The sequence below is a fragment of the Pectobacterium odoriferum genome (assembly GCF_009931295.1).
Lineage (GTDB): Bacteria > Pseudomonadota > Gammaproteobacteria > Enterobacterales > Enterobacteriaceae > Pectobacterium > Pectobacterium odoriferum.
Genome location: NZ_CP034938.1, coordinates 4,591,684 through 4,603,059, shown reverse-complemented (window position 1 = coordinate 4,603,059; position 11,376 = coordinate 4,591,684). Strand labels below are relative to the sequence as shown.

Sequence of the window (11,376 nt, the reverse complement as noted above, 5' to 3'; positions counted from 1 at the left end):
TTCACAGCGTCTTTACGATCTACCCATTATCACCGCTCAATGCATCTATCAGCATCCGAGAATTACTCAGATCCATGTTAAACGCCGCTCTGCGGTGCAGACATAAAAATTATCAGGTGACACTATGAGCTTTACTACCATTTCCGTAATCGGTTTGGGCTACATCGGTTTACCCACCGCTGCGGCGTTTGCGTCGCGCCAGAAAAAAGTCATCGGTATCGATGTGAACAAACTGGCGGTCGAAACCATTAATCGCGGCGAAATCCATATCGTCGAGCCCGATCTGGATTCGTTGGTCAAAGTCGCTGTGGAAAAGGGTTACCTCCAGGCGATGACAAAGCCTGTGGCAGCCGATGCTTTCCTGATCGCCGTTCCTACCCCTTTCAAAGGCGATCACGAACCCGATCTGGCCTACGTTCAGGCGGCGGCGGCGTCCATCGCGCCTGTTCTGAAGAAAGGCGATCTGGTGATTCTGGAATCGACCTCCCCCGTGGGGGCGACGGAGCAAATGGCCGAGTGGCTGGCTGACGCGCGCCCTGACTTGACGTTTCCGCAGCAGGTTGGGGAAACGGCGGATATCAATATTGCCTATTGTCCTGAACGCGTGCTGCCGGGGCAGGTCGTGGTCGAGCTGATTAAAAACGATCGCGTCATTGGCGGCATGACCCCAGTGTGCTCTGCTCGCGCGAGCGAACTGTACAAAATCTTCCTCGAAGGTGAGTGTGTGGTTACTAACTCCCGCACCGCCGAAATGTGCAAGCTGACGGAAAACAGCTTCCGCGACGTCAATATTGCTTTCGCCAATGAGCTCTCGCTGATTTGTGCCGAACAAAACATTAACGTATGGGAACTTATCCGATTGGCAAACCGCCATCCCCGCGTCAATATCCTGCAACCCGGCCCTGGCGTCGGCGGGCACTGTATCGCTGTCGACCCCTGGTTTATCGTGGCGCAGAATCCGCAGCAGGCTCGGTTGATTCATACCGCCAGACTGGTGAACGATGGCAAACCGCTCTGGGTGGTGGATCGCGTAAAAGCAGCCGTGGCGGATTATCTGGCGCAAACGGATAAACGCGCGAGCGAGGTTACGGTGGCCTGCTTTGGGCTGGCGTTTAAGCCTGATATTGACGATCTGCGTGAAAGTCCCGCAGTAGGGATTACGTCCATGATTGCACAGTGGAATACCGGCGTGACGTTAGCCGTCGAACCGAATGTCAAACACCTGCCGTCCGTGTTGGCCGGACAGGTAAAACTGGTCGATACCAGCAGTGCATTAAAAGAAGCCGATGTGCTGGTAATGTTGGTCGACCACCGTCAGTTTAAAGCGATTAACCCAGAAGATGTGAAACAACAGTGGGTTATTGATACCAAAGGAGTATGGCGTTGAAACGTATTTTAATTACCGGCGGAGCAGGGTTTATTGGTTCAGCGTTGGTCAGATACATTCTGACGGAAACGCAGGACAGCGTCGTCGTTGTTGATAAGCTGACCTATGCGGGCAACCTGTCTTCGCTGGCTCCCGTTGCTGATAGCTCACGCTTCGCGTTCGAGCAGGTGGATATCTGCGATCGTGCTGAATTGGACCGTGTCTTTACGGCTTACCAGCCTGCGCTGGTGATGCATCTGGCGGCAGAAAGCCACGTCGATCGCTCTATCGATGGCCCGGCGGCGTTTATCGAAACCAATATTGTCGGCACCTATACGATGCTGGAAGCAGCACGCCACTACTGGCAGAACCTGGCTGATGCCGATAAGCGTGCGTTCCGTTTTCACCATATCTCTACCGATGAAGTGTTTGGTGACCTGCACGGGACGGACGATCTGTTTACAGAAACCACGCCTTATGCGCCAAGCAGCCCTTATTCCGCATCGAAAGCCTCCAGCGACCACTTGGTTCGCGCCTGGCTGCGCACCTACGGGTTCCCGACGGTTATCACCAACTGCTCGAATAACTACGGCCCTTACCATTTCCCAGAGAAACTGATTCCGCTGGTGATCCTGAATGCGGTCGCGGGCAAACCGTTACCCGTTTACGGTGACGGTGCGCAAATCCGTGACTGGCTGTTTGTCGAAGACCACGCTCGTGCACTGTACAAAGTCGTAACGGAAGGCGAAATCGGCGAGACGTACAACATCGGCGGTCATAACGAGCGTAAAAACATTGAAGTCGTGCAGACCATTTGCGCGCTGCTCGAAGAGCTGGCACCGAATAAGCCCGCTGGCGTGGCGTATTACCGCGATCTCATCACCTACGTGAAAGACCGTCCAGGCCACGATATGCGTTATGCGATCGATGCTGGGAAAATTGAACGTGAGCTGGGCTGGCGTCCAGAAGAAACGTTTGAGACGGGCATGAGAAAAACCGTCAGTTGGTATCTGAATAATGAAAAATGGTGGCGCAGCGTGCAGGATGGCTCTTATACCGGCGAGCGCTTAGGGCTGAACGACTAAACCCGTGCCTGAACCAGATGGCGGAAACGAAGGAGCGAAACGATGACCCATCCGGCATCAATAGGAAAGGGAGAGATTCGTGCCACGGTTGAACCGTTAGGCTGGGAGAGTGAATTCTTCAAGATTGACAGCGGTAAGCTGAATTTTTCGCCTTCTGCACCTGCGTTGACGCTCGATGCGCTGAATGCATTGACGCTGACGCAGGCCAAAATTGCGGCGGACAATCTGGGGCTGGCAGACGCGCTTGCCGATCTTGGTTTTCGATTGGTGGAAGGCGAGGTCGATCTCAGTCTGCCGCTGCAACGGGCGACTGTTGTGACACCGCTACCGTGCTGGCGTGAAGCCACGCTCGACGATATCCCTGCACTGAGGGACGCGGCGTCACGTGTTTTTGCACTGAGCCGTTTTCGTTCTCCGTGGTATCAGCCGGAGGATAGCGGGCGTTTCTATGCGCAGTGGATTGAAAACGCTGTGCGCGGTACGTTCGACCACTGCTGTTTACTGGCGGAAGATGCCGCTGGCAATCCACAAGGATGGGTCACGCTACGTAGAATGGATGACACGGATGCACGTATTGGGCTACTGGGCGTCTGGCCGGGCGTTACGGTACGAGGCATCGGTTCACAGCTGATGGCGCTGGCGGAAATGTGGTGTCGACAACAAGGATTGGTACGTCTTCGGGTCGCGACGCAGGTTGGCAACGTAGCGGCGCTTCGTCTTTATCTTCGCCGTGGTGCTACGATTGAAAGCACGGCGTATTGGTTATACAGGTGATCACATGATTCCATTTAACGCGCCACCGATTGTCGGTACGGAACTGGATTATATGCAGGCTGCCATGAGCAGCGGCAAATTGTGCGGCGATGGGGGATTTACCCGCCGTTGTCAGCAATGGCTGGAACATTATTCCGGCAGCAAAAAAGTCCTGCTCACGCCTTCCTGCACCGCTTCGCTGGAAATGGCTGCGATATTGCTGGACGTTAAGCCCGGCGATGAAGTGATCATGCCGAGCTATACCTTCGTTTCTACCGCCAACGCCTTTGTTCTGCGCGGTGCGAAGATCGTGTTTGTCGATATCCGCCCGGATACCATGAACATTGACGAAACGAAGATCGAAGCCGCAATTACGGAAAAGACGCGCATTATCGTGCCAGTTCACTACGCGGGCGTGGCCTGCGAGATGGACGCGATTATGGCGCTGGCGAAGAAATACGATTTATATGTCGTGGAAGATGCCGCGCAGGGCGTGATGTCCAGCTACAAAGGCCGTGTTCTGGGCTCCATCGGCCATATCGGCTGTTTCAGCTTTCACGAAACCAAGAACTACACCTCGGGCGGTGAGGGCGGAGCCACGCTGATTAATGATGCAAGGCTAGTGGAGCGTGCGGAAATCATCCGTGAAAAAGGCACCAACCGCAGCCAGTTCTTCCGTGGGCAGGTGGACAAATATACCTGGCGGGATATCGGTTCAAGCTACCTGATGGCGGATATTCAGGCTGCCTATCTTTGGGGGCAGTTGGAAGCGGCGCGGCCGATCAACGAGCGTCGCCTGAAACTGTGGCAGAACTACTACGCGGCATTCAAATCGCTGGCCGATGCCGGGCGTATTACCCTGCCGACCGTGCCTGCCAATGGGATTCACAACGCGCACATGTTTTATATCAAACTGCGCGATCAGGATGACCGCAGTGCGTTTATCAATTACATGAAAGAAGCCGAAATCATGACGGTCTTTCATTATATCCCGCTACACAGTTGCCCGGCTGGCCTGAACTTCGGTCGTTTCTCCGGTGAGGACCGCTACACCACGCAGGAAAGCGAACGGTTGGTGCGTTTACCCTTGTTCTACAACCTCTCGGACGTCAATCAGCGGACGGTCATCAATACCATTCTGAGCTTCTTCTCCTGATATGTCGTTGGCGAAAGCATCGATATGGACGGCAGGCTCCACGCTGATAAAAATCGGCGCAGGGCTGGTTGTTGTCAAACTGCTGGCGGTCGTTTTTGGCCCCAGCGGTGTGGGGATGGCAGGAAATTTCCGCCAGCTTATTACGGTTCTGGGCGTGTTAGCCGGTGCCGGGATCTTCAACGGCGTCACCAAATACGTGGCGGAGTATCAGCAACAGCCGGAACGACTGAGGCCGTTGCTCGGTACGTCTGTCACGCTGGTGCTGGGCTTCTCCACGCTGCTGGCGATTCTCTTTCTGGCGGCCGCAACGCCTATCGCCAATCTACTGTTTGGGCATGACGACTATCACGACGTGGTGCGGGCGCTGGCGTTTATCCAAATGGGTATCGCCTACGCCAACCTATGTCTGGCGATCCTCAAAGGTTATCGGGATGCGATAGGCAATGCGCTGGCCGTTATCGGTGGCAGCCTGATCGGGCTGGCGGCCTTTTGGCTCTGCCTGCAACTGGGTGGCTATGTTGGTGCGTTGGCAGGGCTGGCGCTGGTGCCTGCGCTGCTGGTGATTCCGGCGGGAATCATGCTATTGCGGCGCACACCGCTGGCGCTGACATCGCTAAAACCCGCGTGGGATCGTGCGATTGCCGGACAGTTGGGCAAATTTACGCTGATGGCGTTGATGACGGCGGTGACGCTGCCCGTTGCGTACATCATGATGCGTAACCTGTTGGCGGCACATTACAGCTGGGATGAAGTGGGTATTTGGCAGGGCGTCAGCAGTATTTCCGATGCTTACCTGCAATTCATTACCGCCTCCTTTACCGTGTATTTGTTGCCGACACTCTCGCGTCTGACGGATAAAGCCGCGTTGGCGCAGGAGATTGTTCGCTCGCTGAAATTTGTGCTGCCCGTCGTGGCAGGCGTCAGCTTTTGTGTGTGGCTGCTGCGAGATTTTGCCATCTGGCTGCTGTTCTCCAGCGAGTTCACGGCAATGAGAGATCTTTTCGTTTGGCAATTGGTAGGCGATGTAATGAAAGTGGGCGCTTACGTCTTTGGCTATCTGGTCATTGCGAAAGCGGCGCTGCGCTTTTATCTGCTCACGGAAGTGAGCCAGTTTCTCCTGCTGACTGGGTTTTCCCACTGGCTGATTCCACTTTATGGCGCACAAGGTGCGGCGCAGGCCTATATGGCAACCTACCTGGTCTATTTTTTGCTTTGTTGTTGCGTATTCATTATTTACCGTAGGCGAGCATGACGACACTGATTCATGTATTGGGATCTGACATCCCGCATCATAACCAGACCGTTTTACGTTTTTTTAACGACGTACTGGCGACGCAACTCCCCGAACAGCAGATTCGGCACTTTATCGTGGCTTCTCACGACGGCATTTCATCGGCCGATTTCCCCGCGTTGCGTATCGAAACCTGCGTGGATAAGAAAACGCTGGCTGAGGCGGTCATCGCCAGAGCTAAAGCAAACCGCAAGATGCGTTTTTTCCTGCATGGGCAGTTTAATCCCACGCTGTGGCTGGCGTTGCTGAGTGGAAAAATCAAATCCGAGCAAGTTTACTGGCACGTTTGGGGTGCGGATTTGTATGAAGAAGCGAGCAGCCTGAAGTATCGCCTGTTTTATCTGCTGCGGCGTATGGCGCAAAAGCGTGTCGGACACGTGTTTGCCACGCGTGGCGATCTGGCGTGGTATCAGCAGCGTTCACCTCGGGTGCCGACGTCATTGCTGTACTTCCCAACGCGAATGAATCCGGCGCTAACGGGCATGCAGGTGGATAAACCACTGGCAGGGCCGATGACGATTCTGGTCGGCAATTCTGGCGATCGCACCAATCGCCATCAGGAAGCGCTGCGGGCAATTCACAAGCAGTTCGGGAAAAATGTGCGGGTGATTGTGCCGATGGGCTACCCCGCGAATAACGCATCCTACATCGCACAGGTGGAAAAGGACGGTTTGGCGCTGTTCGGTGTGAAAAATTTCCAACTGTTAAAAGACCAACTGGCGTTTGATGATTATCTCAATATGCTGCGCACCTGTGATTTGGGCTATTTTATTTTCGATCGCCAGCAGGGAATCGGGACGTTATGTCTGCTGATTCAGTTTGGTGTGCCGTTCGTGATCAGCCGGCAAAATCCGTTCTGGCAGGATCTGACGGAACAAGGGCTGCCCGTGTTGTTTTACGGTGACGAGCTGGATGAGGCATTGGTGCGTGAAGCGCAGCGCCAACTGGCATCGGTCGATAAGCACCAGATTGCATTCTTCAATCCCAATTATCTGCAAGGCTGGCGGGATGCGCTGGCGTTGGCAGCGGGAGAGCCGACATGACGCTGGGGCAATTTGGTGGACTGTTTGTCGTCTACCTGATTTCAGTCATCTTTATCCTGAGCCTGACCTGGATGGAGTTTCGGCGGGTGCGTTTTAATTTTAACGTGCTGTTTTCCCTGCTCTATTTATTGACGTTCTATTTTGGTTTTCCATTTACCTGCGTGCTGGTGTTCCGGTTTGGCGTTGAAGTGGTTCCCGTGCAGTTTCTGCTTCAGGCGATGCTGTCTGCGACGGCGTTCTATGCGATCTATTACGTCAGCTATAAGACACGGCTACGCCAGAAAGCCTCCGCGCCGCGTGCGCCACTCCTGACGGTAAACCGAGTTGAAGCCAATCTGACCTGGCTGCTGCTGGCGTTGATTGCGGTAGCCACTGTCGGTATTTTCTTCCTCAACAATGGCTTCTTGTTGTTTAAGCTGCGTTCGTACAGCCAGATATTTTCCAGCGATGTGTCTGGCGTGGCGTTGAAGCGCTTCTTCTACTTCTTCATTCCGGCGATGCTGGTGGTGTATTTCCTGCGCCAGACGCAGCGTGCGTGGCTACTGTTCCTCATCGGAACGGTCGCGTTCGGGATGCTGACGTATGTGATTGTCGGCGGAACGCGTGCGAATCTGATCATCGCCTTCGCCCTGTTTTTGTTTATTGGGATTGTGCGCGGCTGGATTACGCTCTGGATGCTGGTTGCGGCTGGTGCATTCGGGATTGTCGGGATGTTCTGGCTGGCGCTGAAGCGCTATGGGTTGGACGTCAGCGGTGATTACGCATTTTATACGTTCCTCTATTTAACCCGCGACACCTTCTCGCCCTGGGAAAATCTGGCGCTGCTGTGGCAGAACTACGACAAGATTGAATTCCAGGGACTGGCACCGATTGCCCGTGATTTCTACGTCTTTATTCCCTCTTGGCTATGGCCGGACCGTCCGAATCTGGTGTTAAACAGTGCGAACTATTTCACCTGGGAAGTGTTGAATAACCACTCTGGGCTGGCTATATCTCCCACGCTGTTGGGCTCACTGGTGGTGATGGGTGGCGTGCTGTTTATCCCGCTCGGCGCGATTGCCGTAGGGTTGGTTATCAAGTGGTTCGACTGGGTGTACGAGTTAGGGAAGAACGACAGTAATCGCTATAAGGCCGCTATTTTGCAGGCGTTCTGCTTCGGGGCGGTGTTCAATATTATTGTGCTGACGCGTGAAGGCGTTGATTCTTTTGTTTCGCGTGTGGTGTTTTTCTGTCTGGTCTTCGGCCTGTGCTTGCTCGTTGCCAAGCTGCTCTACTGGCTGCTGGAAAGCGCCGGGCTAATCCGGCAACGTCTGATGCGTATGCGTGCCACGCCGACACCTAACACCGTACAGGATCCTGTGATAAAGGAGCAGGTATGACAGCGTTAAAAACCACAGAGACCATTCCTCTGTATACCATTCGTGGTTTGCCCATTCACGGTTTTCGTAATATGGCGCAGTTTGTTGATTACCTGTTTGCGGGCGAGCGGGTTGAAACGGGCACGCTCGTCGCGATTAACGCTGAGAAAGTGCTAACGGCGGAAAAAGACGTGGCGCTACGTGCATTGCTCGATCGTGCAGAGTACAAGTATGCGGACGGCATCAGCATCGTGCGCTCCATTCGGCGCAAGTATCCGCAGGCTGACGTCACGCGAGTTGCGGGCGCTGACCTGTGGGAAGCGCTCATGGAGCGGGCAGGTAAGTCGGGCACGCCGGTTTTTCTGGTGGGCGGTAAACCTGATGTGTTGGCACAAACGGAAGCAAAACTGCGGGCGCAGTGGAACGTGAATATTGTCGGCAGTCAGGATGGCTATTTTACGCCAGAGCAACGTGATGCCCTGTTCGAACGTATTCGCACCAGCGGTGCACAGATTGTTACCGTCGCGATGGGGTCGCCACGACAGGAAATCCTGATGCGCGATTGTCGTCACCATTATCCTGATGCGCTGTATATGGGCGTGGGTGGGACCTATGACGTCTTTACCGGGCATGTGAAGCGCGCCCCGCTCGTGTGGCAAAACTTAGGGTTGGAGTGGCTGTATCGTTTGTTGTCCCAGCCGAGCCGTATTTTTCGGCAGCTTAGGCTGTTGAAATATGTTGCCTATCACTACAGCGGTCGCCTGTAGCGTCATTGAATTGGCGCGTTAAACGCGCCAACCTTGCTCCACAATCCTTCCTCGCAATATATAAACCTGATTTTTTATTCCTATTCGATTTTAATTGTCTGTTTGCCAGCCAATCAGAAATACAGAATTCTATCTTTGGCGTATTCGTCATCCCTTATGTGTTATTCAAACCCACATTACGGTATTTTCATGGCCGCTAATTTGAGGCGAAGGGTACGTTCTTTCTCATCGGTAGTCGGCAGTATTTCTGAAATAAGAACAATAACCGGCATCAGCCGGGATAAGCACAACATAAAGACAGAGGATATATGGCAGAAGATGTAAAGCAGGAAAAACTCCATCGAGGGTTGGAAGCCCGGCATATTGAGCTGATTGCGCTGGGCGGCACGATCGGCGTTGGGCTGTTCATGGGCGCCGCCAGCGCGCTGAAGTGGGCGGGGCCGTCAGTATTGCTGGCCTATATTGTCGCCGGAATCTTCGTTTTCTTCATCATGCGCTCAATGGGTGAAATGCTCTATCTGGAGCCAGTCGCGGGATCGTTTGCCGTCTACGCGCATAAATACATGAATCCCTTTTTCGGTTATCTCACCGCGTGGGGCTACTGGTTTATGTGGATGGCGGTTGGGATTTCGGAAATTACTGCGATTGGCGTGTATGTTCAGTACTGGTTCCCCGATTTGCCACAATGGATACCGGCTATTGCCGCTGTTGCTCTGGTGGCGGGCGCAAACCTTGCTGCGGTAAGGCTGTATGGCGAAATCGAATTCTGGTTCGCGATGATAAAAATTACCACCATCGTCGTGATGATCGTCGTCGGCGTGGGCATTATTTTCTTCGGCTTCGGTAATCACGGTCAGGCAACCGGATTCAGTAACCTGACCGAACACGGTGGCTTCCTCGCGGGAGGCTGGAAAGGCCTGCTGTTCGCACTGTGTCTGGTTGTGGCATCCTATCAGGGGGTGGAACTGGTCGGCATTACGGCGGGCGAGGCGAAAAATCCGCAGGTGACGCTGAAGCGCGCGATCAACAATATTCTGTGGCGCATTCTGATTTTCTATGTGGGTGCGATCTTCGTTATCGTCACGATTTTCCCCTGGAATGAAATCGGCACCTCGGGCAGCCCGTTTGTGATGACATTTGCGAAAATTGGTATCACCGCAGCGGCAGGGATCATCAACTTTGTGGTGCTGACAGCCGCGCTGTCCGGCTGCAACAGCGGCATGTATAGCTGTGGACGTATGCTGTATTCGCTGGCCAATAACCGTCAGCTTCCTGCCTGGTTAGGTAAAGTGACGGCCAGCGGCGTACCCGCAGCAGGCGTCATGATTTCTATTCTTTGCCTGATGGCGGGGTCGGTGTTGAATTACATCATCCCTAATCCGGAAAAAGTGTTTGTTTATGTTTATAGCGCCAGCGTACTGCCGGGCATGGTGCCGTGGTTTGTGGTGTTAATCAGCCAGTTGCGTTTTCGTGAACAGCATCGTGCTGCGCTGGTCGCACATCCGTTTAAATCGGTGTTGTTCCCGTGGGTAAACTACCTGACGATGGCGTTTTTGCTGTGTGTGCTGGTGGGAATGTACATCAATATCGATACGCGGATGTCTTTATTGGTCGGCGTCGCGTTTTTAGCCGTCGTCAGCCTGTGTTATTTTGCGTTGGGACTGGGCAAAAAAATGTCGCTGACAGAGGATAAATCGTAGTAGTTGGGGGCGGGAAGGGCGGGACTGTGTGTTATTTAGCTTGGAATGAGCAAATCATAATCAAACGCATCATTTCGATAAAAAAGCACTAGACAGCCAGTCGCTAAGCCCGTAATATCCCGCCCCGCAACGGCGCTAAGCGCCCGTAGCTCAGCTGGATAGAGCGCTGCCCTCCGGAGGCAGAGGTCTCAGGTTCGAATCCTGTCGGGCGCACCATTATATTTTATATGAAGTATGTTGTGTGCAAGAGCTGCGGTGGTACACTTTTCTTTGTAAAGAAAGTATCCCGTAAAAAGGAAGTACCGCGTAATAAGTAGTTGATGTAAAGTGTGGTGATGGTGGCTATAGCTCAGTTGGTAGAGCCCTGGATTGTGATTCCAGTTGTCGTGGGTTCGAGTCCCATTAGCCACCCCAGATTTTGTAGTTAAAGTAGTTGATTGACAGTTTGTGAGTTATGCGAAGGTGGCGGAATTGGTAGACGCGCTAGCTTCAGGTGTTAGTGTTCTTACGGACGTGAGGGTTCAAGTCCCTCTCTTCGCACCACACACAAACGAGAACATCAGTGATGTTCAAAAAAGCAGTACATTCGGCGAGTAGCGCAGCTTGGTAGCGCAACTGGTTTGGGACCAGTGGGTCGGAGGTTCGAATCCTCTCTCGCCGACCAATTACAAAGAAAAGCACATCGAAAGATGTGCTTTTTTTTCGTCTGTGCTCCTCCAGTAAATAGCGTTGACACATTTAACTCGCACACCGAGGAAAATGTTATGAACCAATATGTTAAATGCACCCAGTGAGATTACCCTCTATCCTGTAAATTGGCTGTTGCCGCCCCGCTTTGGAAAGCATGCTAGCGAACA

The 11,376-nt window shown here is 53.4% G+C and carries 9 protein-coding genes and 4 tRNA genes; all 13 read left to right on the top strand.

Annotated features, from left to right (window positions below; translation table 11 throughout):
- Positions 1–124: 124 nt before the first annotated feature.
- Positions 125–1,387, top strand: coding sequence for a UDP-N-acetyl-D-mannosamine dehydrogenase (gene wecC, locus EO763_RS20760; protein WP_161530072.1), 1,263 nt, complete (start codon positions 125–127; stop codon positions 1,385–1,387).
- Positions 1,378–2,451 carry a dTDP-glucose 4,6-dehydratase gene (gene rffG, locus EO763_RS20755; protein ID WP_208851965.1) on the top strand — a complete coding sequence of 358 codons (1,074 nt, stop codon included), beginning with the start codon at positions 1,378–1,380 and terminating at the stop codon, positions 2,449–2,451. The genes wecC and rffG overlap by 10 nt, the downstream gene beginning before the upstream one ends.
- A gap of 42 nt (positions 2,452–2,493) precedes the next feature.
- Positions 2,494–3,225 carry a dTDP-4-amino-4,6-dideoxy-D-galactose acyltransferase gene (gene wecD / locus EO763_RS20750; RefSeq protein WP_161530070.1) on the top strand — a complete coding sequence of 244 codons (732 nt, stop codon included), beginning with the start codon at positions 2,494–2,496 and terminating at the stop codon, positions 3,223–3,225.
- A gap of 4 nt (positions 3,226–3,229) precedes the next feature.
- Complete coding sequence (gene rffA, locus EO763_RS20745; RefSeq protein ID WP_039492900.1) at positions 3,230–4,360, top strand: dTDP-4-amino-4,6-dideoxygalactose transaminase; 1,131 nt, start codon at positions 3,230–3,232, stop codon at positions 4,358–4,360.
- 1 nt (position 4,361) lies between these two features.
- Positions 4,362–5,612 (top strand): lipid III flippase WzxE, encoded by a 1,251-nt coding sequence (gene wzxE, locus EO763_RS20740; RefSeq protein WP_161530069.1) that lies wholly within the window; start codon positions 4,362–4,364, stop codon positions 5,610–5,612.
- Entirely contained in the window at positions 5,609–6,694 is a 1,086-nt protein-coding gene (locus EO763_RS20735; RefSeq protein WP_161530068.1) for a TDP-N-acetylfucosamine:lipid II N-acetylfucosaminyltransferase, read from the top strand. Before wzxE ends, EO763_RS20735 begins: the two co-directional genes overlap by 4 nt.
- Positions 6,691–8,073, top strand: coding sequence for an ECA oligosaccharide polymerase (gene wzyE / locus EO763_RS20730; RefSeq protein ID WP_040033239.1), 1,383 nt, complete (start codon positions 6,691–6,693; stop codon positions 8,071–8,073). Before EO763_RS20735 ends, wzyE begins: the two co-directional genes overlap by 4 nt.
- The gene (gene wecG / locus EO763_RS20725; RefSeq protein ID WP_039492906.1) at positions 8,070–8,819 is read left to right on the top strand and encodes a lipopolysaccharide N-acetylmannosaminouronosyltransferase; all 750 of its coding nucleotides are present in this window, start codon (positions 8,070–8,072) and stop codon (positions 8,817–8,819) included. Before wzyE ends, wecG begins: the two co-directional genes overlap by 4 nt.
- 308 nt (positions 8,820–9,127) lie before the next feature.
- On the top strand, positions 9,128–10,519 hold the full coding sequence (gene thrP, locus EO763_RS20720) for a bifunctional threonine/serine APC transporter ThrP (RefSeq protein WP_010294621.1): 1,392 nt from the start codon (positions 9,128–9,130) through the stop codon (positions 10,517–10,519).
- 139 nt (positions 10,520–10,658) lie between these two features.
- Positions 10,659–10,735, top strand: a tRNA-Arg gene (locus EO763_RS20715).
- Positions 10,736–10,857: 122 nt separating this feature from the next.
- Positions 10,858–10,933, top strand: a tRNA-His gene (locus tag EO763_RS20710).
- Positions 10,934–10,975: 42 nt separating this feature from the next.
- Positions 10,976–11,062: transfer RNA gene (locus EO763_RS20705), tRNA-Leu, on the top strand.
- Between the two features lie 44 nt (positions 11,063–11,106).
- Positions 11,107–11,183, top strand: a tRNA-Pro gene (locus tag EO763_RS20700).
- Positions 11,184–11,376: the final 193 nt, after the last annotated feature.

Excerpts from the sequence above, each read along its gene's own strand:
- wzxE (WP_161530069.1), top strand. The coding sequence starts at position 4,362 with ATGTCGTTGGCGAAAGCATCGATATGGACGGCAGGCTCCACGCTGATA.
- rffA (WP_039492900.1), top strand. The coding sequence starts at position 3,230 with ATGATTCCATTTAACGCGCCACCGATTGTCGGTACGGAACTGGATTAT.
- EO763_RS20735 (WP_161530068.1), top strand. The coding sequence starts at position 5,609 with ATGACGACACTGATTCATGTATTGGGATCTGACATCCCGCATCATAAC.
- rffG (WP_208851965.1), top strand. The coding sequence starts at position 1,378 with ATGGCGTTGAAACGTATTTTAATTACCGGCGGAGCAGGGTTTATTGGT.
- wecD (WP_161530070.1), top strand. The coding sequence starts at position 2,494 with ATGACCCATCCGGCATCAATAGGAAAGGGAGAGATTCGTGCCACGGTT.
- wecC (WP_161530072.1), top strand. The coding sequence starts at position 125 with ATGAGCTTTACTACCATTTCCGTAATCGGTTTGGGCTACATCGGTTTA.
- thrP (WP_010294621.1), top strand. The coding sequence starts at position 9,128 with ATGGCAGAAGATGTAAAGCAGGAAAAACTCCATCGAGGGTTGGAAGCC.
- wecG (WP_039492906.1), top strand. The coding sequence starts at position 8,070 with ATGACAGCGTTAAAAACCACAGAGACCATTCCTCTGTATACCATTCGT.
- wzyE (WP_040033239.1), top strand. The coding sequence starts at position 6,691 with ATGACGCTGGGGCAATTTGGTGGACTGTTTGTCGTCTACCTGATTTCA.